The organism is Microbacterium lemovicicum, from assembly GCF_003991875.1.
GTDB lineage: Bacteria > Actinomycetota > Actinomycetes > Actinomycetales > Microbacteriaceae > Microbacterium > Microbacterium lemovicicum.
Genome location: NZ_CP031423.1, coordinates 1,801,405 through 1,826,646, shown reverse-complemented (window position 1 = coordinate 1,826,646; position 25,242 = coordinate 1,801,405). Strand labels below are relative to the sequence as shown.

26 protein-coding genes and 2 tRNA genes are annotated in these 25,242 nt (G+C 71.0%); 24 read left to right on the top strand and 4 right to left on the bottom strand.

All coding sequences use genetic code 11. The features are described from left to right. Window position 1 precedes the first annotated feature (1 nt). The 5 genes from ilvN to serA all read left to right on the top strand — a co-directional run bounded on the left by ilvN (window position 2) and on the right by serA (window position 4,355). Entirely contained in the window at window positions 2–511 is a 510-nt protein-coding gene (gene ilvN / locus CVS47_RS08545) for an acetolactate synthase small subunit (protein ID WP_127095707.1), read from the top strand. A gap of 67 nt (window positions 512–578) precedes the next feature. After that, entirely contained in the window at window positions 579–1,604 is a 1,026-nt protein-coding gene (gene ilvC, locus CVS47_RS08540; protein WP_127095706.1) for a ketol-acid reductoisomerase, read from the top strand. Between the two features lie 78 nt (window positions 1,605–1,682). Next, window positions 1,683–2,264, top strand: coding sequence for a DNA polymerase III subunit gamma/tau (locus CVS47_RS08535; RefSeq protein ID WP_127095705.1), 582 nt, complete (start codon window positions 1,683–1,685; stop codon window positions 2,262–2,264). Next, the gene (locus CVS47_RS08530) at window positions 2,261–2,623 is read left to right on the top strand and encodes a bacitracin resistance protein (protein WP_127095704.1); all 363 of its coding nucleotides are present in this window, start codon (window positions 2,261–2,263) and stop codon (window positions 2,621–2,623) included. Before CVS47_RS08535 ends, CVS47_RS08530 begins: the two co-directional genes overlap by 4 nt. A gap of 127 nt (window positions 2,624–2,750) precedes the next feature. Beyond that, window positions 2,751–4,355, top strand: coding sequence for a phosphoglycerate dehydrogenase (gene serA, locus CVS47_RS08525; RefSeq protein ID WP_127095703.1), 1,605 nt, complete (start codon window positions 2,751–2,753; stop codon window positions 4,353–4,355). 25 nt (window positions 4,356–4,380) lie between these two features. Here serA and CVS47_RS08520 read toward each other — a convergent pair whose 3' ends face one another. Then, entirely contained in the window at window positions 4,381–4,926 is a 546-nt protein-coding gene (locus tag CVS47_RS08520; RefSeq protein ID WP_127095702.1) for a TetR/AcrR family transcriptional regulator, read from the bottom strand. Window positions 4,927–5,001: 75 nt separating this feature from the next. Here CVS47_RS08520 and CVS47_RS08515 point away from each other — a divergent pair, with 75 nt between their 5' ends. The 5 genes from CVS47_RS08515 to CVS47_RS08495 are packed head-to-tail and all read left to right on the top strand — an operon-like array spanning window position 5,002 to window position 10,876. After that, entirely contained in the window at window positions 5,002–6,552 is a 1,551-nt protein-coding gene (locus CVS47_RS08515) for an MFS transporter (RefSeq protein ID WP_206502861.1), read from the top strand. A gap of 28 nt (window positions 6,553–6,580) precedes the next feature. Next, a complete protein-coding gene (locus CVS47_RS08510; RefSeq protein ID WP_127095701.1) occupies window positions 6,581–7,648 on the top strand; it encodes a 3-isopropylmalate dehydrogenase in 1,068 nt (355 codons plus the stop codon). A 33-nt stretch (window positions 7,649–7,681) separates the two neighbouring features. Continuing rightward, the gene (locus CVS47_RS08505) at window positions 7,682–8,788 is read left to right on the top strand and encodes a branched-chain amino acid aminotransferase (protein ID WP_127095700.1); all 1,107 of its coding nucleotides are present in this window, start codon (window positions 7,682–7,684) and stop codon (window positions 8,786–8,788) included. Window positions 8,789–8,828: 40 nt separating this feature from the next. After that, on the top strand, window positions 8,829–9,593 hold the full coding sequence (locus CVS47_RS08500) for a fumarylacetoacetate hydrolase family protein (protein WP_127095699.1): 765 nt from the start codon (window positions 8,829–8,831) through the stop codon (window positions 9,591–9,593). Window positions 9,594–9,610: 17 nt separating this feature from the next. Continuing rightward, window positions 9,611–10,876: an MFS transporter gene (locus CVS47_RS08495; RefSeq protein ID WP_241240078.1), complete on the top strand. Its 1,266-nt coding sequence runs from the start codon at window positions 9,611–9,613 to the stop codon at window positions 10,874–10,876. A gap of 1 nt (window position 10,877) precedes the next feature. Here CVS47_RS08495 and CVS47_RS08490 read toward each other — a convergent pair whose 3' ends face one another. Next, window positions 10,878–11,948, bottom strand: a complete 1,071-nt coding sequence (locus CVS47_RS08490) for an aminotransferase class V-fold PLP-dependent enzyme (RefSeq protein WP_127095698.1) — start codon at window positions 11,946–11,948, stop codon at window positions 10,878–10,880. Window positions 11,949–12,029: 81 nt separating this feature from the next. Between CVS47_RS08490 and CVS47_RS08485 the strand changes: the two genes are divergently transcribed. From CVS47_RS08485 to CVS47_RS08470, 4 genes are all read left to right on the top strand, one after another. Further along, complete coding sequence (locus CVS47_RS08485) at window positions 12,030–12,998, top strand: LysR family transcriptional regulator (protein WP_378790546.1); 969 nt, start codon at window positions 12,030–12,032, stop codon at window positions 12,996–12,998. Between the two features lie 10 nt (window positions 12,999–13,008). Then, window positions 13,009–14,517, top strand: a complete 1,509-nt coding sequence (gltX, locus tag CVS47_RS08480; RefSeq protein WP_127095696.1) for a glutamate--tRNA ligase — start codon at window positions 13,009–13,011, stop codon at window positions 14,515–14,517. A gap of 70 nt (window positions 14,518–14,587) precedes the next feature. After that, a tRNA-Gln gene (locus CVS47_RS08475) sits at window positions 14,588–14,662 on the top strand. A gap of 86 nt (window positions 14,663–14,748) precedes the next feature. Continuing rightward, window positions 14,749–15,552, top strand: coding sequence for a hypothetical protein (locus CVS47_RS08470; protein ID WP_127095695.1), 804 nt, complete (start codon window positions 14,749–14,751; stop codon window positions 15,550–15,552). Here CVS47_RS08470 and CVS47_RS08465 read toward each other — a convergent pair. Further along, window positions 15,545–16,468 carry an aminoglycoside phosphotransferase family protein gene (locus CVS47_RS08465; RefSeq protein WP_127095694.1) on the bottom strand — a complete coding sequence of 308 codons (924 nt, stop codon included), beginning with the start codon at window positions 16,466–16,468 and terminating at the stop codon, window positions 15,545–15,547. The two genes, CVS47_RS08470 and CVS47_RS08465, sit on opposite strands and share 8 nt — an antisense overlap. 142 nt (window positions 16,469–16,610) lie before the next feature. Here CVS47_RS08465 and CVS47_RS08460 point away from each other — a divergent pair, with 142 nt between their 5' ends. The 7 genes from CVS47_RS08460 to CVS47_RS08430 all read left to right on the top strand — a co-directional run bounded on the left by CVS47_RS08460 (window position 16,611) and on the right by CVS47_RS08430 (window position 22,849). Then, complete coding sequence (locus tag CVS47_RS08460) at window positions 16,611–17,312, top strand: WXG100-like domain-containing protein (protein ID WP_127095693.1); 702 nt, start codon at window positions 16,611–16,613, stop codon at window positions 17,310–17,312. After that, window positions 17,312–17,959, top strand: a complete 648-nt coding sequence (locus CVS47_RS08455; RefSeq protein ID WP_127095692.1) for a polymorphic toxin type 15 domain-containing protein — start codon at window positions 17,312–17,314, stop codon at window positions 17,957–17,959. Before CVS47_RS08460 ends, CVS47_RS08455 begins: the two co-directional genes overlap by 1 nt. Window positions 17,960–17,969: 10 nt before the next feature. Then, a complete protein-coding gene (locus CVS47_RS08450; protein WP_127095691.1) occupies window positions 17,970–18,530 on the top strand; it encodes a GAD-like domain-containing protein in 561 nt (186 codons plus the stop codon). Window positions 18,531–18,658: 128 nt separating this feature from the next. Continuing rightward, entirely contained in the window at window positions 18,659–19,444 is a 786-nt protein-coding gene (locus CVS47_RS08445; RefSeq protein WP_127095690.1) for a DeoR/GlpR family DNA-binding transcription regulator, read from the top strand. After that, the gene (gene pfkB / locus CVS47_RS08440) at window positions 19,441–20,394 is read left to right on the top strand and encodes a 1-phosphofructokinase (RefSeq protein WP_164734618.1); all 954 of its coding nucleotides are present in this window, start codon (window positions 19,441–19,443) and stop codon (window positions 20,392–20,394) included. The genes CVS47_RS08445 and pfkB overlap by 4 nt, the downstream gene beginning before the upstream one ends. Before the next feature lie 46 nt (window positions 20,395–20,440). After that, window positions 20,441–22,552 carry a PTS fructose transporter subunit IIABC gene (locus tag CVS47_RS08435; RefSeq protein ID WP_127095688.1) on the top strand — a complete coding sequence of 704 codons (2,112 nt, stop codon included), beginning with the start codon at window positions 20,441–20,443 and terminating at the stop codon, window positions 22,550–22,552. A gap of 27 nt (window positions 22,553–22,579) precedes the next feature. Beyond that, window positions 22,580–22,849, top strand: a complete 270-nt coding sequence (locus CVS47_RS08430; RefSeq protein ID WP_127095687.1) for an HPr family phosphocarrier protein — start codon at window positions 22,580–22,582, stop codon at window positions 22,847–22,849. A 65-nt stretch (window positions 22,850–22,914) separates the two neighbouring features. Here CVS47_RS08430 and CVS47_RS08425 read toward each other — a convergent pair whose 3' ends face one another. Further along, entirely contained in the window at window positions 22,915–23,553 is a 639-nt protein-coding gene (locus tag CVS47_RS08425) for an MBL fold metallo-hydrolase (protein ID WP_127095686.1), read from the bottom strand. A gap of 109 nt (window positions 23,554–23,662) precedes the next feature. On the opposite strand from CVS47_RS08425, the gene CVS47_RS08420 reads away from it, so the two are divergent. From CVS47_RS08420 to CVS47_RS08410, 3 genes are all read left to right on the top strand, one after another. Beyond that, a tRNA-Glu gene (locus tag CVS47_RS08420) sits at window positions 23,663–23,738 on the top strand. Between the two features lie 77 nt (window positions 23,739–23,815). Beyond that, entirely contained in the window at window positions 23,816–24,550 is a 735-nt protein-coding gene (locus tag CVS47_RS08415; RefSeq protein ID WP_127095685.1) for a sulfurtransferase, read from the top strand. A gap of 94 nt (window positions 24,551–24,644) precedes the next feature. Further along, window positions 24,645–25,235 carry a PadR family transcriptional regulator gene (locus CVS47_RS08410; RefSeq protein ID WP_127095684.1) on the top strand — a complete coding sequence of 197 codons (591 nt, stop codon included), beginning with the start codon at window positions 24,645–24,647 and terminating at the stop codon, window positions 25,233–25,235. The last annotated feature ends 7 nt before the right edge of the window (window positions 25,236–25,242 follow it).

Genomic DNA, 25,242 nt, shown 5'->3' with positions numbered 1-25,242 from the left:
GATGCCCAGCCACGTGTTGAGCCTCCTCGTGGAGGACAAGCCCGGTCTGCTCACGCGCGTCGCGGGGCTCTTCGCCCGCCGCGGCTTCAACATCGAGTCGCTCGCCGTCGGCGTGACGGAGGTGCCGGGGCTGTCGCGCATCACGGTCGCCGTCGACGTCGACGAGCTTCCGCTCGAGCAGGTGACCAAGCAGCTGAACAAGCTCGTCAACGTCATCAAGATCGTCGAGCTCGACCCCGCCCAGTCGGTGCAGCGCGACCACATCCTGGTCAAGGTGCGCGCCGACAACGCCACCCGCTCCAGCGTGGTCGAGGTGGTCAACCTCTTCCGCGCGTCGATCGTCGACTACGCCCCCGACGCCGTCGTGGTCGAGGTCACGGGGGATCGCGGCAAGGTCGAGGCCTTCCTCAAGGCCGTCGAGCCCTTCGGCATCAAGGAGCTCGCGCAGTCGGGCCTCGTCGCCGTCGGCCGTGGCGGCAAGAGCATCACCGAGCGCGTCCTGCGCGGCTGAACACCCCCGAGCGTCTCATCTCGCTTCGCTCCCCAACGACCCGAGTAATCAACAAGGAGATACCCCCATGGCCGAAATGTTGTACGACGACGATGCCGACCTGAGCATCATCCAGGGCAAGAAGGTCGCGATCGTCGGCTACGGCTCGCAGGGCCACGCCCACGCGCAGAACCTCCGCGACTCCGGCGTCCAGGTCGTCATCGCGCTGAAGGACGGCTCGAAGTCCGCCGCGAAGGCGCAGGAGGACGGCTTCGAGGTCAAGTCCGTCGCCGACGCGACCGAGTGGGCCGACCTCATCATGATCCTGGCGCCCGACCAGCACCAGCGCTCGATCTTCAGCGACTCCATCAAGGACAAGCTGACCGCGGGCAAGACGCTCGCCTTCGCCCACGGCTTCAACATCCGCTTCGGATACATCGACGCGCCCGACGGGGTCGACGTCATCCTCGTCGCCCCGAAGGCCCCCGGTCACACCGTGCGCCGCGAGTTCGTCGCCGGTCGCGGCATCCCCGACATCATCGCCGTCGAGCGCGACGCCTCGGGCAGCGCCTGGGCCACGGCCCTCTCGTACGCGAAGGCCATCGGCGGCACCCGCGCCGGCGTCATCAAGACCACCTTCACCGAGGAGACCGAGACCGACCTCTTCGGCGAGCAGGCCGTGCTGTGCGGCGGCATGAGCCACCTCGTGCAGGCCGGGTTCGAGACGCTGACCGAGGCCGGCTACCAGCCCGAGATCGCCTACTTCGAGGTGCTGCACGAGCTGAAGCTCATCGTCGACCTCATGTGGGAGGGCGGCATCGCCAAGCAGCGCTGGTCGATCTCCGACACCGCCGAGTACGGCGACTACGTCTCCGGCCCGCGCGTCATCTCGTCCGACGTCAAGGAGAGCATGAAGGGCGTGCTGGCCGACATCCAGTCCGGCGCGTTCGCCGAGCGCTTCATCAAGGACCAGGATGCCGGAGCGCCCGAGTTCCTCGAGCTCCGCGAGAAGGAGCAGGGCCACCCGATCGAGGCGACCGGCCGCGAGCTGCGCGGGCTCTTCGCCTGGAAGCAGCAGGACTCCGACTACACCGAGGGTTCCGCCGCGCGCTGAGCCGCGGCATCCGATCGCACCGGAGGGCCGGGTCCGTCACGGGCCCGGCCCTCCGTCGTGCACCGCTACTCTGAAGCCATGGCATCGGACCGCACGCCGCGCGACCGCGACGACGACGCGCTCAGCTGGGGCGATGAAGACCCCACGCTCGACACGGGCGTCTCCGCCCGCGACGAGGCCTCGCACGTCGATGCGGCTCCGCGCGCGGAGCCGCTGCCGGGCGGGTACACCGCCGTCGGCCGCGGCACCAAGGACGGCGCGCCGGTGCCGGCCGAGACCACGCCCACGGCCGTCGATACGGCGGACGTCACGGCGGAGGATGCTGCGGCCCCCGCCTCGATGAGCAGTCCGGCACTGCTCGCCCTGGGCGTCATCGGCGGCGTCTACCTGCTGTTCGCGATCGGCTGGCTCATCGGCGGCTCGCGCCTGCAGGGCGTGGCCGGCTTCCTGGTCGACCCGTCGGGGGTCGCCCCGCCGCTGTGGACCGGCGGCAACCTCGTCGCCCTCTGGCTCGCCGTGCTGGCCCCGGTGATCTGGTTCGGCACCGTGTACCGGCTCACCAGGTCGAGCCGCGCCTGGGTCCGCTGGGCGCTGCTCGCGCTCGGCGTCATCCTGCTGGTGCCCTGGCCCTTCGTCATGGTGGGAGCCGCCGGATCATGAGCGCCGTCACGTCGAACACGCCCACTCCGGCGCGCCGGTCGGCGCTGCCCACCTGGGCGGTCGCCACCATCGCCGGCTTCTTCGGGCTCTTCTACGCCTTCGTGGTGTGGAACGCCGTCACCCTGCTGATCTACCAGGCCTCCGGGGCCCTCGGCATCAACGGTCTCGGCTGGATCGTGCTGCTGATCGCGGTCGTCTTCCCGATGGTCGCCTTCGGCATCGCGTTCGCGCTGGCACGTCGACGCGGGGTGCTCCGGTTCTGCGCGATCATGCTGACCGGGCTCGCCATCGTCGCCGTGTTCTGGACGAACATCCTCGCGTACGCCTACGCGTACGGCGGCTCGCTGCTGGGCGGCTGACGGCGTCATACGGTCGGGGGCCGCGGGCGGCCCGCGATAAGGTGAAACGGCCGTCCCGAGCTCGTCGGACACGGCCTCCTCTCCGTCTGCCCGTCGGCTCGTGCCGACCGCATCCCGAAGGACCCTCGTGCCCAAGCCCGTCGTGCTGATCGCCGAAGAACTCTCTCCCGCCACCATCGACGCGCTCGGTCCGGACTTCGACGTCCGCTCCGTCGACGGCACGGACCGGCCCGCTCTGCTGGCCGCGCTGGCCGATGCCGCCGCCGTGCTGGTGCGCTCCGCCACGAAGATCGACGCCGAGGCGATCGCCGCGGCTCCCGCGCTGCAGGTCGTCGCCCGCGCCGGGGTGGGGCTCGACAACGTCGACATCGCCGCCGCGACGGCAGCGGGCGTCATGGTCGTCAACGCCCCGACCTCGAACATCATCTCGGCCGCCGAGCTCACCGTGGGCCACATCCTCAGCCTCGCCCGCCACATCCCCGCCGCGCACTCCTCGCTGCAGGACGGCCTGTGGAAGCGCAGCGCCTACACCGGCACCGAGCTGTTCGAGAAGACGGTCGGCATCATCGGCCTCGGGCGCATCGGCGCCCTCATCGCCGCACGCCTGCAGGCGTTCGACATGCGCGTCATCGCCTACGACCCGTACGTCACGAGCGCGCGCGCCCAGCAGCTCGGCGTGCAGCTCGTCGAGCTCGATGCGCTGATCGAGCAGAGCGACTTCGTCACCATCCACATGCCGAAGACGCCCGAGACCACCGGCATGATCGGCGCGGCGCAGTTCCGCCGCATGAAGCCGACCGCCTACGTGGTCAACGTCGCGCGCGGCGGCCTCATCGACGAGAGCGCGCTGTACGACGCCCTCACGACCGGCGAGATCGCCGGCGCGGGGCTGGACGTCTTCACGTCGGAGCCCCCGGTCGAGGGCGGCACGGCCGTTCGGCTGCTCGATCTGCCGAACGTCGTCGTCACCCCGCACCTCGGCGCCTCCACCGACGAGGCCCAGGAGAAGGCCGGCGTCTCGGTCGCGAACTCCGTGCGCCTCGCCCTCGGCGGCGACCTCGTGCCCGACGCGGTGAACGTCGCGGGCGGCGCCATCGACCCCTACGTGCGGCCCGGCATCCCGCTGGTCGAGAAGCTCGGGCAGATCTTCGCCGCCCTCGCCCACTCGCCGCTGACGAGCCTCGACGTCGAGGTGCACGGCGAGCTGCAGGGCTACGACGTCAGCGTGCTGAAGCTCGCGGCGCTCAAGGGCGTCTTCACGAACATCGTCAGCGAGACGGTCTCGTACGTGAACGCGCCGCTGCTCGCCGAGCAGCGCGGGGTCGAGGTGCGACTGCTGGTGGACGACGTGAGCGACGAGTACCGCAACGTCATCACCCTTCGCGGCGCGCTGTCCGACGGCTCGCAGCTGTCGGTGTCGGGAACGCTGACCGGCACGAAGCAGACCGAGAAGATCGTCGACATCAACGGCTACGCCGTGGAGCTCCCGATCGAGAAGCACCACATCGTCATGCTGTACACCGACCGGCCGGGCATCGTGGCCGTCTACGGTCAGAAGCTGGGCGAAGCGGGCATCAACATCGCGGGCATGCAGATCGCGCGCCGGAACGCGGGCGGACAGGCGCTGTCCGTGCTGACCGTCGATTCGCCGGTGCCCGACGAGCTGCTCGACGAGGTGCGCTCGGCGATCTCGGCCGACCTCTTCCGCCAGATCGAGATCACGCCGTCCTGAACGCAGCAGGCCGCAGCGCCCGGCCTCAGGAGCGGATCGCCCGCTCGACCAGCGCGATGAGCGCCTCCATCGCCGGCCCGCGGGGCACAGGCCCCGGGATGTTCCCCCCGGCGAGCGAGTTGTTGAAGTAGAGCCCGTCGCTCACCAGCATGACGAGGTCGAGCGCGGCGCCCTCGGGCGCCGAAGGGCGGATGGCGGCCGCCCACCGCTCGCGGATGTCGCGCAGCGCGTCGGCGGCCTGCGCACTGCCGCCCTGTGCGAGTCGCGCCGTGGCGAGGATCACCCGGTCGAGCGGGTCGTTCTCCATCACGGACGTGCGCAGGAAGTGCGCCACGGGACCGTCGGGCGCGGATGCCATCCCGGCGACGTCCTCGTCGACGAGCCGGACGAGACGCTCCATGATGCCGGCCGCCAGCGCGTCCTTCGAGGCGAAGTGATAGAGAAGTCCGCCCTTGGAGACGCCGGCCGCCTTGGCCGTGGCATCCATGGTCGCTGCGCGGGCGCCCTCCTCGACGAGGAGCGCCTCGAACGCGTCGAGCACCTTCTCTCGGGCGAGGGGAGGTCTGCTCATGGGCTCGATCGTATCGACGGGGGCATGCTCATTCTGATAGTGTACCGGCTGGACGGTATAGAAATGGAGCAGGACATGACCGGCACGATCACGGCGGCCATTCGCGCGGAGCGCCAGGAGCGAGTGGGCTGGCGCGGCTGGGCGGCCCTCGCGGTGCTCATGCTGCCCGTGCTGCTGGTGTCGGTCGACAACACCGTCCTCAGCTTCGCGCTGCCCGCCATCGCCGTGGACCTGGAGCCCACCAGCATCCAGCAGCTCTGGATCGTCGACGCCTACCCGCTCGTCCTGGCGGCCCTGCTCGTGACGATGGGCACCATGGGCGACCGGTTCGGACGACGCCGGATGCTGCTCATCGGCGCGCTCGGATTCGGCACCGTCTCCGCGGCCGCGGCCTTCGCGCCGTCCGCCGAGCTTCTCATCGCCGCCCGCGCGCTCATGGGCGTCTTCGGCGCGATGCTGATGCCTTCCACGCTGTCGCTGCTGCGCACGATCTTCACGGACCGCGAGCAGCGTCGCCTCGCCATCGCGGTCTGGGCCGCCGGCTTCTCCGCGGGCTCCGCCCTCGGACCGATCGTGGGCGGCATCCTGCTCGAGCACTTCGCGTGGGGCGCGGTCTTCCTCCTCGCCGTGCCGGTGCTGATCCCGCTGCTCGTGCTGGTGCCCGTGCTCGTCCCCGAGACGCGCGATCCGAAGCCGGGCCGCATCGACCTCGCGAGCATCGCCCTGTCGCTGGGCGCCATGGTGCCGATCGTCTACGCGATCAAGGAGGTCGCCGTCGAGGGGCTCGCGAGCGTCGCGCCGGTGCTGTTCGCCGTGGGACTCGTCTTCGCGGCGCTCTTCGTCCGGCGCCAGCTGCGGCTGGAGACGCCCATGCTCGACATGGAGCTCTTCCGCCGGCCGGCCTTCAGCGGCGCCATCATGGTGAACCTGCTCAGCGTCGTCGGGCTCGTCGGCTTCCTGTACTTCGTCGCCCAGCACCTGCAGCTCGTCGTCGGCCTGTCGCCGCTCAACGCGGGCCTCGCCCTGCTGCCGGGTCTCCTGGCCATGATCGCCGCCGGCCTGCTCGTCGTGCCGATCGCCCGCCGCGTCGCGCCCCGCATCGTCGTACCCGCCGCCCTGGTGTTCTCGGTGGTCGGCTACGTCATCGTCGCCCTCACCGCCGCCGACAACGCGCTGCCGCTGCTGATCGCGGCGTTCGTGGCGCTCGGCATCGGCATCGGGTCGGCCGAGACGGTCTCCAACGAGCTGATCCTCGCCAACGCGCCGCCCGCGAAGGCCGGTGCCGCCAGCGCGGTGTCGGAGACGGCCTACGAACTGGGCGCGGTGCTCGGCACTGCGGTGCTCGGCGGCCTCCTCACGGCGCTGTACCGCGCGAACCTCTCGCTGCCGGCCGGACTCCCCGCCGAGGCAGCCGATGCGGCCCGCGAGACGCTCGGCGGCGCCGTCGCAGCGGCGGACGGACTCGACGGCGCGATGGGGCAGGCGCTGCGGGATGCCGCGGCGCACGCCTTCGACGCCGGCGTCGGCGTGACCGCGCTCATCGGTGCGGGCCTCATCGTCGTGGCGGCGATCATCGCGGCCACTACCCTGGGGGGACGCCCGAAAAAGGAGCGCGTCACCCCCTGAGCGCGCTCCCGCCCCACCGAGGAGAGCGATGTCGACCCCCGAGACCCCCACGACCATCCGCCTGGCGGTCATCGCCGGCGACGGGATCGGTCCGGAGGTGGTGGCCGAGGCGGAGAAGGTGCTGGATGCTGCGACCGCGGGCCGCGGCATCCGCTTCGACAAGACGCGCTTCTCGCTCGGAGCCGCACGCTACCTCGAGACGGGGGAGACGCTCACCGATGAGGATCTCGAGGCCATCCGGGGGCACGACGCCATCCTGCTGGGCGCCGTCGGCGGCGTGCCCGGCGACCCCCGTCTGAAGGACGCCAACATCGAGCGCGGGCTGCTGCTGAAGCTGCGGTTCGAGCTCGACCACTACGTCAATCTGCGTCCGTCGAAGCTCTACCCCGGTGCGCCGGGACCGCTGGCGGAGCCCGGCGCGATCGATTTCGTCGTCGTGCGCGAGGGCACCGAGGGGCCGTACGTGGGCAACGGCGGCTCGATCCGCCGCGGCACGCCGCACGAGGTCGCCAACGAGACCTCGGTGAACACCGCCTTCGGCATCGAGCGCGTCGTGCGCTACGCCTTCGATCTCGCCGAGCGGCGCCGCAACAAGCTGACGCTGGTGCACAAGACGAACGTGCTCGTGCACGCGGGCGGCATGTGGCAGCGGATCGTCGACGCCGTGGCGGCGGAGCACCCGGGAGTCGCCGTAGACTACCTGCACGTCGACGCGGCCACCATCTTCCTGGTCACGAACCCCGATCGCTTCGACGTCATCGTCACCGACAACCTCTTCGGCGACATCCTCACGGATCTGGCAGGCGCCGTCACCGGCGGCATCGGCCTCGCCGCCTCCGGGAACATCAACCCGGACGGCGCCTTCCCATCGATGTTCGAGCCCGTCCACGGCTCGGCGCCGGACATCGCGGGTCAGGGGATCGCCGACCCCACGGCTGCGATCCTCTCCGTCGCCCTGCTGCTCGACCACCTCGGGCTGCGAGACGAGGCGGCCAGCGTGACCCGCGCCGCCGAGGACGACATCGCCGCCCGGGACGGCTCCTCGCGTTCCACCGCGCAGATCGGCGACGCCGTCGCCGCGCGGCTTCAGGCGTAGCCTTCACACACCGATCGACTCTCAGGACACGACATGACACTCATCGACTCCAACCCGGACTCCGATCTCGCCCCGCTCGAGTTCGCCGTCACCCGCAACCTCGCCGCGAAGTCCCCCGCGCAGCGCGAGGAGATCCTCGCCGCCCCCGGCTTCGGCGTGCACTTCACCGACCACATGGTCGACATCTGCTGGTCGGTCCGCGGGGGCTGGCACCGTCCGCGCGTCTCGCCCTACGGTCCGATCTCGCTCGACCCGGCGGCGGCGGTGCTGCACTACGGCCAGGAGATCTTCGAGGGCATCAAGGCCTACCGGCACGCCGACGGCTCGGTGCACACCTTCCGTCCCGACCAGAACGCCCGCCGACTGCAGCGCAGCGCACGCCGGCTGGCGCTCCCGGAGCTTCCGGCGCCGTACTTCATCCAGGCTCTCACGGAGCTCATCGCGGCCGACGGCGCCTGGGTGCCATCGGGGGAGGACCAGAGCCTCTACCTCCGGCCCTTCATGTTCGCCAAGGAGGCCTTCCTCGGCGTCCGCCCCGCCCACAAGGTCGCGTTCTACGTGATCGCCTCGCCCGCGGGCGCCTACTTCAAGGGCGGAGTGCAGCCGGTGTCGATCTGGCTCAGCGAGGACTACGCCCGCGCCGGTAAGGGCGGCACCGGAGCGGCGAAGACGGGCGGCAACTACGCCGCCAGCCTGCTGCCGCAGTCCGAGGCGTACGAGAACGAGTGCGATCAGGTGGTCTTCCTCGACGCCGATCGCAACGTCGAGGAGCTCGGCGGCATGAACATCGTGTTCGTCCACAAGGACGGCACGCTCGTCACCCCGCAGTCCGACTCGATCCTCGAGGGCATCACGCGCGACTCGATCCTCCAGCTCGCGGTCGACCGCGGCCACAAGGTCGAGGGCCGCGACGTCTCCCTCACCGAGTGGCGCGAGGGCGTGGCATCCGGCGACATCGTCGAGGTGTTCGCGTGCGGCACGGCCGCCGTGGTGACGCCCATCGGGCTGCTGAAGGGCCGTGGCTTCTTCGACGAGCAGCCCACGGGCACGCTCGCCCTCGAGCTGCGCCAGGAGCTCACCGACATCCAGTACGGGCGCGCCGAGGACAAGCACGGCTGGCTCCTGCGCCTCGACGCGTGAGGTCGCCGTCGCCGCGGTGCGGTCTCGATAGGGTGAAGCGGTGAAGATCGCACGCTTCAGTCACCGGGACAGCATCCGCTACGGCATCCTCGACGACGGCGAGTTCGTCGTCCTCGCAGGCGATCCGCTCTTCGCGGGGTTCGACACGACGGGCGAGCGCGTGCCCGTCGGCGACGCCGTGCTGCTCGCGCCCGTGATTCCGCGGTCGAAGGTGGTGTGCGTCGGCAAGAACTACCGCGACCACGCCGCCGAGATGGGGGGAGAGGCTCCGGCCGAGCCCCTGCTCTTCCTCAAGCCGAACACCGCGGTGATCGGGCCGGGCGACACCATCGTCCGCCCCCGGCAGAGTTCGCAGACCGATCTCGAGGGCGAGCTGGCCGTGGTCATCGGCTCCATCGCGAAGGACGTCGCCGCCGAGCGCGCGCACGAGGTGATCTTCGGCTACACGATCGCCAACGACGTCACCGCCCGCGACCTGCAGCGCAGCGACGGCCAGTGGGCGCGGGCGAAGGGCTTCGACACGTTCTGCCCGCTCGGTCCCGTCATCGAGACGGAGTTCGACCCGTCGTCGGGGGCCATCGAGTCGCGCGTGAACGGCGAGGTGCGCCAGCGCGGCGACCTGTCGGAGATGGTCCACACCGTCGCCGACATCATCGCCTACGCCTCCGCCGCCTTCACCCTCCTGCCCGGCGACGTCGTGCTCACCGGCACGCCCGCGGGCGTCGGCCCGTTCACGGCCGGCGACGTGGTCGAGGTGGAGATCGCCGGGCTCGGAACGCTCCGCAACACGGTCCGCGACGCCTGAGACCCGGACGCACAGCCATGACGGGCACCGCCGCCGATCGCGGGATGATCGACGGGCGTGATGCGGTGGCCGTCGCGGGCATCCAGCGTCGCACCGTCACGGTGCTCGCGGCGGGTCAGGTGCTCGGCGGGCTCGCGTTCGGCGCCACCGTCTCCCTCGGAGCGGTGCTGGCGCAGCAGCTCTCCGGACAGGACGCCCTGTCGGGACTCGCGACCGCGGGGGTGACGCTCGGAACGGCGATCCTCGCGATCCCGCTCGCGCGGCTCGCCCGCGCCCGAGGACGGCGGCTCGCCCTCAGCGTCGGCATGCTGATCGCCCTCGTCGGCGTGATCATCGTCGTCACCGCGGTGCGGGCGGCGTCCTTCCCCCTGCTCCTCGTCGGCTTCGGCCTGATCGGGTCGGGTCAGGCAGCGAACCTGCAGTCCCGCTTCGCTGCGACCGACCTGGCGACGGATGCCACGCGCGGCCGGGATCTGTCGGTGGTCGTCTGGGCGACCACGCTGGGGGCGGTCCTCGGGCCGAACCTCGTCGGTCCGGGTGCCGTCGTCGGCGACCTCCTGGGCATGCCACCGCTCACAGGCCCGTTCGCCTTCACCGTCGTCGCACAGGTGCTCGCCGTCATCCTGTACCTCGCCGCGCTCCGCCCCGACCCGCTCCTGCTGGCGGCGCGGGTGTCGGCGGCGGCCGCCTCGGCGGGCGGTGCGGCGCCGCGACCCGACCGGCCGGTCGCCGCCCGCTACGCGATCTTCGCCGTCGCGGGCGCCCACGGTGTCATGGTCGCCGTCATGGCGATGACCCCGGTGCATCTGCTCCACCTCATGCACGGCGAGGGCGACGCGGCATCCATCACCGTCATCGGCTTCACCATCAGTCTGCACATCGCCGGCATGTACGCCCTGTCGCCTGTCTTCGGCATCCTCGCCGACCGGATCGGCCGCGTGCCCGTCATCCTCATCGGACAGGGCCTGCTGCTCGTGTCGCTGCTCACCGCGGCGCTCGGTCAGGACAGCACGGCGGCGGTCACCGTGGCGCTCGTGGTGCTCGGTCTCGGCTGGAGCGCGTCCACCGTGGCGGGCTCCGCGCTGCTCACCGAGGCGTCCTCGGTCGCGCTCCGCACCCGTCGCCAGGGCCGCAGCGACCTGACGATGAGCCTGGTGGGAGCCGCCGGTGCGATCCTCGCGGGCGTCGTGCTCGGCCTGATCGGGTACGGCGGTCTGGCGCTGGTCGCGCTCATCATCGTCGCCGTCGTCGTGGCGCTCTCGCCGCTCGCGCGACGACGCTGAGTCAGACCCCGAGGGCCCGCAGCGCCCGGTCGACGTCGTCGGCGTCGTTGAACACGTGGAAGGCGACGCGCGCGCGACCCGCCCGCCCCGACGCCGTGATGCCGGCGCCGGCCAGGCGCGCGAGGTCGCAGCCGGTCGGATCCGTCCACGTCACGATGGCGGACGGACGGGCTGCAGCATCCATGCCCCGCCCTCGGCGGAAGCGCTCCGCGAGGCCGGTCGTGTGCGCGAGGACGGCCTGCGCGTCGAGCGAGGCGAACAGCGCCAGTGCGGGCTCGGCTCCGAGGAAGGCCTGCCATGCGGGCGAGACGTCGAAACGGCGCGCGTCCGGCGCCAGCTCGATGTCGCCGCCGTAGCAGGAGGTCCACGGATCGGCGCCGGCGTACCAGCCGGCGAAGATCGGCCGGGTGGAGTCCACCACCTGCGGCGACGCGGTGAAGAAGGCGACGCCGCGCGGGGCGCAGAGCCACTTGTAGGCGTGGCACACGGTCATGTCGAACATCCCCGCATCCACCGGCATCCATCCGACGGCCTGCGTGACGTCGCAGAAGGTCGGTGCGCCGACGGCTGCCGCGGCCCGCACGATCGCGTCGGCATCGGCCACGTCGCCGGTCGCGGACTGCACGAGGGAGAAGGCGACCAGGGCGGTGTCCGCGCGCACGGACGCCGCCAGGTCGGCCAGAGGAGCCGTCCGCACCGTGATCCCGCGCCCCGCCCGCACGAACGGCACGACGAGCGACGAGAAGTCGCCCTCGGCGCACAGCACCTCGGCGTCGTCGGGGAGGGAGGCCGCGACGAGCGCCGCGAAGACGGAGGTCTGGGAGCCGATCGCCACACGGGAGCGGTCGACATGCACCAGGCCGGCGTAGAGGCCGCGCGAGCGCTCGACGGCCGCGGTGTAGGCCCCCGCATCGGGCCGGCCCGCCGCCCAGTCGTCGAGGTGGACGCGCATCTCCTCGACGGCCGTGGTCGGCGGCAGACCCAGCGTGCAGGCCGCGAGGTAGTCGCGGCCACCCGAGAATGCTGCCCGTCCTACGTCGAGGACGACATCGGCGACGGGTGCGGGAGGCATGGAACCAGCATCCCCAGCCCGGTCGCATTCGTCTACGGCCGGTTTCTCATGCGATGCATGCCGTCTTGTTATGCTCGGCGGGTGACCGAGAGCGAGCCGGCCGACGCCGACATCGACGTGCAGGCGCTGCGCGTCGTCAAGGCCATCGCCGACGGCGGCTCGATCACGTCGGCCGCCGCCGCTCTCGGCTACAGCCAGCCCGCGGTCTCGCAGCAGATGAAGCGGCTGGAGCGCCGGCTCGGCGTGGCCGTGCTCGAGCGGGCGGGCCGCGCCGTGCGCCTGACGGAGGCGGGCCGCATCCTCGCCCGGCACGCCCCTGCCGTCACGACGGCGCTCGATGCCGCGGCGGAGGAGCTCGACGCCCTGCGCGGCCTCCGCGCTGGCACAGTGCGTCTCGTCGGGTTCCCGTCCGCCTCGCCCACCCTGGTGCCGCGCCTGCTCGCCGACCTCGCCGCGTCGCACCCGGGAGTGACGCTCACGTACGTCGAGGCCGAGCCGGCCGAGGCTGTGGCCGCCGTCCGCGAGGACCGCGCCGACATCGCGCTGACCTTCAGCTATCCCGGCGACCGGGAGGATCCGCACCGCACCAGCGCGCGCGGACTCTCGGTGCGCACGGTCGGGGTGGACGAGCTGGTGGCGGTGCTGCCGGTCGGCCATCCGGCGGTGCGCGAGGGGCGCGTGGAGCTGCGTGCGCTGGCGGAGGAGGACTGGATCGCGGGGTGCCCGCAGTGCCGCGGACACCTGCTCGAGGTCTGCGGCCGCGCGGGGTTCGTCCCGCGCATCACCTTCGAGACCGACAACGTCGTGGCGGTCGAGGGCCTCGTGGCGCAGGGGATCGGGGTGGCGACGCTGCCGCGGCTGGGCGTGGCATCCTTCCCCCTTCTGCCCGGGATCGTCACCGCCGTGCTGCCCGCGGGCGACGAGCGCACGCTCCACACGGTCACCGCGCACGGAGCCGACCGGGTGCCGTCGGTGCGCACGACCCTCGCCGCCCTCGTCCGGGTCGTCGAGAGCTCGGACGCTCGAGGGGACGGGCGCGCCCGCGGCTAAACTGGAGCGGATGTCTTCTGCACCGGATCCCCGCACCACGACCGCCACCGGCTCCGAGGTGCGCGTGCGCTTCTGCCCCTCGCCGACCGGCCTCCCGCACGTCGGACTCGTCCGCACGGCGCTGTTCAACTGGGCGTACGCCCGCCACCACGGCGGAAAACTCGTCTTCCGCATCGAGGACACCGACGCGGCGCGCGACAGCGAGGAGAGCTACCTCCAGCTGCTGGATGCCCTGCGCTGGCTGCACATCGACTGGGACGAGGGCGTCGAGGTCGGCGGGCCGCACGCCCCCTACCGGCAGTCGCAGCGCCACGACCTCTATCGCGACGTGCTCGCGAAGCTCATCGCGAGCGGCGCCGTCTACGAGAGCTACTCGACCGCCGAGGAGATCGACGCCCGCAACACCGCCGCCGGCCGCGCGAAGCAGCTGGGCTACGACAACTTCGACCGCGATCTCACCGACGAGCAGCGTGCGGCGTTCCGCGCGGAGGGTCGCGAGCCCGCGTGGCGCCTGCGCGTGCCCGATCACGACCTCACCTACGTCGACCTGATCCGCGGCGAGGTCACCTTCCCCGCCGGCTCGTTCCCCGACTTCGTGATCGTGCGCGCCGGCGGCATCCCGCTCTACACGTTCGTGAACCCCGTCGACGACGCGCTGATGGGCATCACGCACGTGCTCCGCGGCGAAGACCTGATGCCGTCCACCGCCCGTCAGCTCGCGCTCTACAGCGCCCTGATCGACGCCGGAGTGACGACTTACATCCCGCGCTTCGCCCACATGCCGCTGGTGCTGGGCGACGGCACGAAGAAGCTCTCCAAGCGCGACCCGCGCGCCGACCTCTTCCTCCAGCGCGACAAGGGCTTCATCCACGAGGGTCTGCTGAACTACCTGGCACTGCTGGGCTGGTCGATCGGACCGGACCGCGACGTGTTCTCGCTCGACGAGTTCACGGCGGCCTTCGACATCGAGAAGGTGAACCCGAACCCGGCGCGCTTCGACCAGAAGAAGGCGGAGTCCATCAACGGAGACCACATCCGGATGCTGGCGCCCGAGGACTTCGCGGAGCGTATCGTCCCCTATCTCGCCCAGGCGGGATTCGTCGCGCCCGAGCCCACGCCGGAGCAGCGGGCGCTGATCGCCGTATCCGCACCGCTGGTGCAGGAACGGGTGCAGCTGATGGGGGAGGTTCCGGCTCTGCTCGGCTTCCTGTTCGTCGACGAGGTCGCCTACGACGAGGAGGCCGTGACGGCACTGCCCGCCGACGCCCGCGAGGTCCTCGTCGCCTCGGTCGGCGCCCTCGAGCTGGTGCCGGAATCGGAGTTCGCGGCTGCGGCGATCCAGGAGGCGCTGTCCGGCGCCCTCATCGAGGGCCTGGGGCTCAAGCCGCGTGTCGCCTACGGTCCGCTCCGGGTTGCCGTCAGCGGTCGTCGCATCTCCCCGCCGCTGTTCGAGTCGATGGAGCTGCTCGGGAAGGCCGAGTCGCTGCGCCGATTGGGTGCTCTGGTCGAGCGCGGCTGACCCTCCGGTTTGGCGGAGGCGCTCTCGTCGCGTAGAGTTGATCCTCGGCACGGACTTGCTTCCGCCGCCTTGGGGTATGGTGTAATTGGCAACACGGAGGTTTCTGGTACCTTTGTTCTTGGTTCGAGTCCAGGTACCCCAGCCAGTGTGAAACCCCCGCTCAGCGGGGGTTTTTCTGGTTCCAGCAGTCATCCCGACCACGGCGTCCGTGCGCCCGGCGATAATGATCCGATGGATGCCGGACTGATGGCCACCGACGAGGACGCCGACGAGCGGGAGCTCGAACAGCTGCGCCGGCGGGCGTACGGCCCGGCAGCCGACATCGCGCGTGATCCGGACGCCCTCCGTCGTCTGCACGCCTTGGAAGAGGTGGTCCGCGCCCGGGCGACCGACCGCGCCGTCGTGGATCGCGCGGTCGTGGCGCACGTCGCGTCGTCGGTGGGAGCCGAGACGTCGCCCGTGACGACGACGACCGTCGATGCGGCCGCCTCGCCCGGCCCGGCGCCCCGTACAAGTTCCCCCGGAAGTGCCGGGCCGACGACGGACCCTGCTCCGAGCCCCGCCGTCTCGTGGTGGCGGCGGCGGTCGGTCTGGGTCGCGGCACTGGCCGGCGCGGCGGTGGGCGCCGCGGCGATCTGGGGCGGCATGACCCTATTGACCCCGCAACCCGCCGCCACGCTCCAGGCCGTGTCCAGCACCCCGGAGGAGCGGCTGTCTGCTTTCGACGACGGCTACGCCCAGTCGTTCGGCATCGAGGAGGGTGATGCCCAGCGATTCGAGACATACCGGGGTGTGACGGTGTGGGTCGCCCCGACACGGACCGGCGGATCCTGCCTCGTCGTCACCACCGACGCCGCGGGCACCTACGGCGGGGCCTGCGTGCCGCGCGGCATGGATCCGATGTTCGACCTGATGGTCTATCCGGGCATGGTGCCCCAGGTGGTGGAGGGCCTGCCCGTCGGGAGCGTCGCGCGCTTGACCTACCGCGACGGCGCTATCCGCGTCGACGAGGCGATCGGCACCCAGTTCAGCTGAGCCGCGGCTCGTCGCCGATGATCTCCCGCAGCGCGGCGCGTCCTTCGCGATGCGCCGCCGGATCGTCGTCGCCGTGGGCGATGAGCAGGAGCGCCATCGCGACGGCCCACGCACGCGCACGCGTCCAGAGGTACTGATCGGCGCGCGACCCGTACGCGGCGCGGAACGACGTGCGTCCCGTCGCGTCGAAGGCGAGCCAGGCGATCGCGAGGTCGTAGGCGGGGTCGCCCGCGGTGACGTCTCCGAAGTCGATCAGCGCGCCGAGCCGGTCGCCCTGCACGATCAGATTGCCGGGATGCAGATCGCCGTGGATCCACACGGGTGCCGCCTCCCACCCGGATGCGGATATCCCGTCAGCCCAGGCGATCTCCGCGACGCGTCGCACCTCGACGGGCAGCGCGGGCGACGCCCCCTCGAACCGCGCCGCGACGGCATCCGCCCGGCCGGACAGCGGTCCGCCCCGGAAGGGATTCCGCGGATGGTCAGCGGGGGCGGGGGAGTGCAGAACCGAGACGGCCCGCCCGAGGGCGCCCGCCCAGCGTGAACGCTCGGCCCGACCCGTCATCGAGGACGTGGTGCCGTCGAACCACGGGACGACGCTCCACACCCACGGATACCCATGCCCGGGCGCACCGGCGAAGAGGGGCTCGGGCACCTCGACCCCCGCAGCGCGCAGCCGCGGACCGAGCACCGGCAGCACCCGCTGCTCGTGGAGTACGAGCGGCGCGGCGAGGGCTCGCCGCGGCATCCGCACCGCGAGGTCATCGCCGAGCCGCCAGAGCTCGCAGTCCCATCCGCTGCCCGCGTGCCGGAGAGGAGCGGATGCCGCAGGCCCCAGGTGCGCGGCCTGACTCTGCAGCAGCGACCGCACCAGCTCCGCGGTGATGACGACCTCGGCGGCGGGAACGGCGGACACCGCTCGACGGTACCGCGCCGTCGGCTCGCGTGGAGTGTCCTCACGGCCGCAGCGAACGGTCGGCACGCGCACGGGGAGTCCTGCCCATGGCGGCCGGGACGAGGCATCCGTAGGTTCGGTGTCGGAGGTGGTCGCTGTGGGGATGATGCTGCCGAACGAGCTCGTGTGGATCATGGAGAAGCTCGGGTTCGAATGGCCGGACGTCGACGAGGACGAGGTGCGCACGGGCGCGACGCTCGTTCGCAATCTGGGCACCGATCTCGAGAGCGTCATCCAGGCCGTGGACACCAAGGTCAACGGCGACCTCGCGGGCGCCCTGCGCGGCCAGACCGGTCCGGCGACGATGGGCGCCTGGAACACGAACCGCTCCCAGAACCTCCAGCAGCTCATCGACCTGATGCCGCCCGCGGCGACGGCGATGGACGTGGGCGCCGAGGCGATCTTCGCCCTCAAGATGAAGGTCATCGTCGATGTGACGTCGACGATGATCACGCTCGTCGCCATGCTGACGAATCCCTTCACCGCGCTCGGCGCCGGCCCCATGCTGCTGATCAAGAAGAAGCTGCTGAACGCGGCGGTCGACATCGCGGTCGAGCAGCTGCTCAATCAGCTGGCGCCGATGGCGATCGAGCCACTGGCCGAGAAGCTGCCGGCGGTGATCGACGCGATCCTCGACGCTCCCATGGTGGAGGCGACGGCGGGGGACTCGGACGAGTTCCAGGCCGACCTCGCGGCGCTCGAGGAGGCGCAGTCGACGCTCAAGCTGCACGGCTCGGACATCCAGACGATCACGTCGACGTTCTTCTCCGAGTTCTCGGCGCTCGACTTCGGAGGGGACGACTGATGAGCGCGATCAAGCCCATCCTGCGCGAACTCAAGCAGGCGGCGCTCAGGGGCGGCGTGCACGCGAAGGACAAGCTGCACCAGGTCACCGACAACATGAACGACCACCTCGACAACGTCGTGAGGCAGGTGCGCGACCTCGACCGATATGACGACACGGTCGACGTCAACATCCGTCCCTTCACGCAGAATCCGAATCACAGCTCGCAGGCGTTCAACACCCAGTACAACGAGCAGATGGACACCCTGCAGCGCACATCGGCCGGCGATTGGCTGCGCAACCGCATCGACTACCTCGAGCATGGTCGCACGCCCGCTTCGGTCCGGGCGCAGCAGAACGTGCGCGAGGTCGCGCTGAGAGACGAGATCGTCAGACTCCGTGAGGCGGACCCGAGCCTGAGTCGACGGGGAGCCGAGGCGCAGGCCAGGGAGTGGATGAAGACCCAGGCCGCCCTGCACCGCCTGGACGGGATCGCGGGGGGAGATGCGACCGACATCTCCGGAGTCGGCGACGCCGGCGTGAACTCCTCGCTCGGCTCGCAGTGGCGATCGCGGGTGGGCGACATCGACAGGGCGATCATCGACTTCGTGAACAACAACCCCGGCGTGAACCTGGACGACGTCAGCATCAATGTCATCCTCCGATAGTTTGGAAGCCATGGTGGACATCTCCGATTTCGCAGCGCACGCGCCGGTTCCGCCGGAGATCGTCGAGGAGTATCGCGGCCGCGTGCCCGACGAGCTCGTGGAGATCTGGGAGAAGTACGGGTACGGCACCTTCGCGCACGGCTTCCTGCGCATCATCGACCCGAAGCTCTACGAGGAGAAGGTCGGCGACTGCATCGGGAAGACGCAGGGCGACGGCATCGCCGTCCCGATCATGGTCACCGGTCTCGGCGACCTGATCACCTGGGAGCCCAGCGTGGGGGTCATCGGCATCCTCTATCGCGAGGGGCGCACGGTGGGACTCAACACCACCCTGGGGAAGTTCCTCTTCCTCGTGAAGCTCGACGGTCCCGAAGAGCTGTCCGACAGCCTGCACTGGGATCTCTTCCCGGAGGCCGTGGCGGCGCACGGCGAGCTCGCCTTCGACGAGTCGTTCATCTTCGTCCCGCTGCTCTCGCTAGGCGGTGCGGCGAAGGTCGAGAACCTGCACAAGCGCGAGACCATCGCCTCGATCCAGGTCGCTGTCGAGCTCCAGGGCGTCATCGAGCACTGACCCCCTCCGCGCGCCCGCCCTGATGGCGGGTTCGTTCCCGTGCCGCCTCGTGTTGTTTTCTGTTGTATTGACTCTTCCCCTGTGTGGTTCTGTGTTGTATCGTGTGGACACGGAACAAGGGAGTCTGGGTGTACGCGACGGAGCGACAAGAGGTCATCGAGCGGATGCTGCTGCAGTCCGGGCGCGTCGGCGTGCTCGAGCTCGCCACGCACTTCGACGTCACCACCGAGACCGTCCGCCGTGACCTGGATGCCCTCGAGCGCTCCGGCGCCCTGCGGCGCGTGCACGGCGGCGCCGTGCCCCTCGACCGGGCGAGCCTCGTCGAGCCGTCCGTGGCCGACCGCGTCGCGCGGCACAGCGACTCGAAGCGCTCCATCGCCCATCGTGCGCTCGACGTGCTGGGCGAGGACTTCCGCGGCTCGATCTTCTTCGATGCCGGCACCACGACGAACGCGGTGGCCGATCAGCTCGCCGCCCGCCTCCTCGCGACCCGCGGCACGGCCGAAGTGGTCACCCACTCCCTTTACCTGGCGCACACGCTCGCCTCCGTCGAGACCGTCTCGCTCTCGCTGATCGGCGGCCGCGTGCGCGGTGTCACCGCGGCCGCGGTCGGCGCCGAGACGGTTCGCGCCATCTCCGGGCTGCGTCCCGACATCGCGTTCGTCGCCACCAACGCCCTGTCGGCCGGTTTCGGCGCGAGCACGCCCGATCCCGAGGAGGCGGCCGTCAAGGCCGCGATCGTCCGCAGCGCGCGCCGCATCGTCCTGGTGGCCGATCAGAGCAAGTTCGAGACCGAGCGGCTGGTCTCCTTCGCCGCGCTCTCCGACCTCGACATCCTCGTCACCGACGCCGAGCCGCCCGCCGTCCTGCGCACCGCGCTCGACGAGGCCGACGTGGAGGTGTGGACGGCATGATCGTCACCGTCACCGCCAATCCGTCGCTCGACCGCGCCGTACGTCTGACGGCGCCGCTCACACACGGCGAGGTGCAGCGCGCCGCGGACTCCCGCGAGGACGCCGGCGGCAAGGGCGTCAACGTCTCCCGCGCGCTCTCCGCCGCGGGCGTCGCGACCGTCGCCGTGCTGCCGTCCGCGGCCGACGACCCGTATCTGGCGCTCGTCGAGCGCACCGGCGTCGACATCCGCCGCATCGACGTCGCCGGGCGCGTGCGCGCGAACCTGACCGTCGCCGACCCCGACGGCACCACGACCAAGATCAACCTCCCCGGCGCGCAGCTCGACCGGAACGAGAAGGCCGCTCTCATCGACGGCATCGTGACCGCCTCGCGCGGCGCCGACTGGGTGGTGCTGGCCGGCTCCCTGCCGCCGGGCGCCGGTGACGGGTTCTACACCGAGGTCGTGGAGGCCGTCCGCGGCGCATCCCGGGGCTCCGCTCCGCGGATCGCGGTCGACACTTCCGGCGCGGCACTCGCACACGTCGTCGCCCACGCCCGCCCCGACCTGATCAAGCCGAACGAAGACGAGCTCGCCGAGCTCGTCGGCGAGGGGCCCGCCCCCGCCGCCGAGGTGCTCGACGCGGCCGTCCGCCAGGCTCAGACGCTCGTCGCGGACCGCGTCGGCGCCGTACTCGTCACGCTGGGAGCGGACGGGGCGCTGCTCGTGACCGCGGACGAGGCGCTCCGCGCCGCCGCCCCGCGCATCACCGTGGCCAGCACCGTCGGCGCCGGTGACAGCTCGCTCGCCGGCTACCTCATCGCCGCCGACGCCGGGGGAGACCCCGCGCAGTGCCTGCGCTCGGCCGTCGTGTACGGGGCGGCGGCAGCATCCCTTCCCGGAACCCAGATCCCGACACCCGCCGACGTCCCGCACTGGGACATCGTCGTCACTGCGCTCACCCCCCGCTGAACACACGAACAGGCACGCCCGTGCCGACGACCATGGAGGTCACAACATGTCCCAGACCATCACTGCGGAGCTGGTGTCGCTCGACACCGGACTCGGTGCCGACAAGTCGGCGGTGATCCGCGCCCTCGCCGACCGTGTCGTCGCACAGGGACGCGCCACCGACGGCGCCGCGCTGTACGCCGACGCGTGGGCGCGCGAGCAGAAGGACGAGACCGGCCTGCCCGGCGGCATCGCCATCCCGCATGCCAAGAGCGCGGCGGTCACGGAGCCCTCCCTCGCCTTCGCGCGCCTGACCCCCGGCGTCGACTTCGGCGCACCGGACGGCCCTGCCGACCTGGTGTTCCTCATCGCCGCGCCCGACGGCGCCGCCGAGGCCCACCTCGCGGTGCTGTCCAAGCTCGCACGCAGCCTCATGCAGGACGACTTCACCGCGGGTCTGCGTGCGGCCACGACCGCCGACGAGGTCGTCGCGATCGTCCGCACCGCGATCGGCGAGGGCGACGCCTCGTCCGCCCCGGTCGCCGCTCCCGCTGCCGCCGCGTCCACGACGGCCGCCGCCGCGCCCGCGGCCGCAGCATCCGACGCCCTCTCCATCGACGGGCGTCCCGTGCGCATCGTCGCTGTCACGTCCTGCGCCACCGGCATCGCCCACACGTTCATGGCCGCCGACGCGCTCACCGCCGCAGGCAAGAAGGCCGGCATCGACCTCGTCGTCGAGCCCCAGGGCTCCAGCGGCTACCAGGCGATCGACCAGCGCATCATCGACGACGCCGACGCGGTCATCTTCGCCAACGACGTCGACGTGCGCGAGCAGAACCGCTTCGCCGGCAAGCCCGTCGTGCGCTCCGGCGTCAAGCGCGGCATCGAGCAGCCCGCGCAGCTCATCGCCGAGGCCGTCGCCGAGGCGAAGAACCCGCGCGGTGCCCGCGTCGCCACGGCGGCGGGCGGGGCCGCGTCCGGCGCCGCCGCCGCGAAGAACCTGTCGTGGGGCGCGAACATCCAGCGCATCCTCCTGACCGGCGTCAGCTACATGATCCCCTTCGTCGCCGGCGGCGGTCTGCTCATCGCCATCGGCTTCCTGCTGGCCGGCATCGGCTCGGGCATCGACGGCTACCAGATCGTCCTGCCCGGTGACGGCACCGACGGCGCCGCCTACAACGACTGGGCGCTCGCGAACTACAACCTGTTCGACCTGCCGCCGCAGGGCCTGTCGTTCTACCTCGGTGCGGCCGCAGTCAAGATCGGCCAGCTGAGCCTCGGCTTCCTCGTCCCCGCCCTCGCCGGCTACATCGCCTTCGCGATCGCCGACCGCCCGGGCATCGCGCCCGGATTCGTCGTGGGCGCCGTCTCCGGCTACCTCGGCGCCGGCTTCATCGGCGGCATCGTCGGCGGTCTGCTCGCAGGCTACGCGGCCAAGCTCATCGGCAAGCCCGCGGTGCCCCGCTGGCTGCGCGGTCTGATGCCGGTCGTGATCATCCCCCTCGGCGCGTCGATCATCGCGTCGGGTCTGATGATCCTCATCCTGGGCGGACCCATCGCCGCCCTCACGATCGGGCTCAACAACGCCCTGACCGGCATGACCGGCAGCGCCGCGGTGCTCCTGGGCATCGTGCTCGGCCTGATGATGTGCTTCGACCTCGGCGGTCCGATCAACAAGGTCGCGTACTCGTTCGCCGTCGCCGGCCTCGGCGCCTCGGCCACCACCGGCAACCTGCAGATCATGGCGACCGTCATGGCCGCCGGAATGGTGCCGCCGCTCGGCATGGCGCTCGCCTCGACCGTCCTGTACCGCAAGGGGTTCACAGCGGTGGAGCGCGAGAACGGCGTCGCCGCCTGGCTGCTGGGCGCCTCCTTCATCTCGGAGGGTGCGATCCCGTTCGCCGCCGCCGATCCGCTGCGCGTCATCCCGGCCAACCTCCTGGGCGGCGCCGTCACCGGTGCCCTCACGATGGCCTTCGCCGTCGAGTCGCGGGCGCCGCACGGCGGCATCTTCGTCTTCTTCGCGATCTCGCCCATCTGGGGATTCCTGGTCGCACTCGTCGCGGGAGTGGTCGTCACCGCTCTCGTCGTGGTGGGATTGAAGAAGTTCGTCGCTCCGAAGGAGCTGGCGTCCGCGGAGGCCTCGGCCACCGATGCCTCGCAGCCCGCGATGGCCTGACACACCGTACCGATCGAGGAGAACGACATGGCAGAACGCCAGGCCACCATCGCCAGCAGCTCGGGGCTGCACGCCCGCCCCGCGAAGCTCTTCGTGCAGGCGGTGCAGGAGAAGAAGATCCCCGTGACCATCGCCGTCGACGGCGGCGCCGACCTCAACGCCGGCAGCATCCTGTCGCTGATGGGGCTGGGAGCCGCACACGGCACGGTCGTCACCTTGAAGGCGGACGGCGAGGGTGCCGATCAGGCGCTCGACGAGCTCGTCACCCTGCTGGAGACCGACCTCGACGCCGAGTAGGTCACCCGCGAACAGAGAACAGGATGCCGCGACCCGAGGTCGCGGCATCCTGTTCCCGTTCGTGCTCAGATGTCGTCGGAGTCGCCGGGTTCCAGCGCGAGGAACGTGCCGCCGTTCTGCTCGGTCGCCCAGGACAGGCGCGCGCGGTGCATGTCGCGACCGGCCACCGACAGGGTCATGTCGTGCGTCCCGAAGGCGCGCTTCGGCTTCACGGCGAGCACGAAGTCCATCGCTTCGCCGATCTTCAGCCACGGAGCGCCGATCGGAGCGGCGAGCAGCGTCACGTCGACGCCCTTGGGCACGCTGTAGGAGTCTCCGGGGTAGTACAACGCGTCGTTGACGAGCACGCCCACGTTGTCCATGGTAGGCATCGAAGAGTGGATGATCTCGTGTCTGCCGCCGAAGAACCGCAGCGTGAAGGGCTCGACGGTGACGGTGTCGCCGGGGTTCACGACGGTGATGTCGTAGCCGGCGGCCGCGGCCGCGACGCCCTGCGGTCCGTAGATGGGGGTGCCGGGCGCAGCCTTGAGGATGCGGTCCAGCTGGTCGGGCGTCCAGTGATCGGGGTGCTCGTGCGTGAGCACGATCGCGACGAGCCCGCCGAGATCGTCCAGCGGGCTGGTGAACACGCCCGGATCGATGAGGAGGGTCTTGCCGGCTTCGTCCGCACGCAGGGTGGCGTGCTCGTATTTGGTGACTCGCATGAGGGGAGTCAACCCTCGGGCGGCCCGAGGAGCAAGGCCCCGGCCCGACGGCCGCCCGATTTGGCCGACGCGTCGCCGGCATGGCATAATCGAACGGTTGTCGCGATACGGCCCCATCGTATAGCGGCCTAGTACGCCGCCCTCTCACGGCGGTAACGCGGGTTCGAATCCCGCTGGGGTCACCAACGAAAACCCCCGGTCATGCCGGGGGTTTTCTGGTTTCCGGACGCAGGCGGCAGCGCGGCCTCCGTAGGCTGGAGGCGTGGCATCCGTCCTGAACGTCTCGGCGTATCTCTTCACGCCCATCGATGAGCCGGCGGCGCTGCGCGATCGTCTTCAGAGCGATGCGGACGCCGCGGGAGTGAAGGGCACGATCATCGTCGCGGGGGAGGGCGTCAACGTGTTCCTCGCCGGCGCGGAGGATGCGGTGCGCGGGCTCCTTGCGCAGATGACCGCCGACCCCCGTCTGGCGGGCCTCCGCGCGAAGGAGAGCTGGTCCGAGGAGCAGCCGTTCGGGCGGATGCGGGTGAGGGTCAAGCGCGAGATCATCCGCATGGATCGCCCCGAGGTGTCGCCCGCGGACCGTCGCGCGCCGGCGGTCGACCCGGTGACGCTGCGCACGTGGCTCGACCGCGGCACGGACGACGCCGGTCGCGAGGTCGTCATGCTCGACACCCGGAATGCGTTCGAGGTCGACTACGGCGCATTCCGCGATGCCCTCGACTGGCGCATCGAGAGGTTCACCCAGTTCCCGGATGCCGCGGCCACCGCCCTCGCCGATCTCTCCGGCAAGACGGTGGTGAGCTACTGCACCGGCGGGATCCGCTGCGAGAAGGCCGCCCTGCACCTGCGCGACCTGGGCGTCGAGGCGTACCAGCTCGACGGCGGCATCCTCGGCTGGTTCGAGAAGGTCGGCGGCGAGCACTGGGACGGGGACTGCTTCGTCTTCGACGGTCGCGAAGCCGTGTCGCCCGATCTGTCGCCACGACGTCGATAAGCCGAAAATCGCTGTCTTTCCCGGCACCGTCACAGGTTGGACGATATATCGTTATGTATCGCTGACCACCAGGCCGGCACAGAAGGAGATGACCATGAGCAACTCATTCCTCGGCGACGGATTCCCCGGACGCGGCGGCAGCGCCGGGTCCCCGGGCTGGCCGATGAACAACATCCTCGAAGCGGTCGAGCAGCTGCGCGGCCAGTTCGAGCAGAAGGTCGGCGGCACCGGCGGCAGCAGCACCCGCGTCAACCGCGGCGATGTCCGCACCTCGGTGCTCGCCCTCCTCGCCGAGAAGCCGATGCACGGCTACCAGATCATCCGCGAGATCGAGGAGCGCAGCGGCGGCTCCTGGAAGCCGAGCCCCGGCTCGGTGTACCCGACGCTCCAGCTCCTGACCGACGAGGGTCTCGTGAGCGCGACCGAGTCCGACGGTCGCAAGACGTACTCCCTGACCGACGAGGGCCGCGCCGTGGCCGGCGCCGAGAGCGACCGCTCCGCCCCGTGGACGCAGACCGGCGGACGCGACGGCGGACGCACGGGTGGCCTCCCGAAGGCGGGCATCGACCTCGCGCAGGCCGTGGCTCAGGTGAGCCGCTCGGGCAACCCCGAGCAGATCAAGAAGGCCGTCGACGTGCTGGATGAGGCCCGTCGTAAGATCTTCTCGATCCTCGCCCAGGATTGACCGCGAC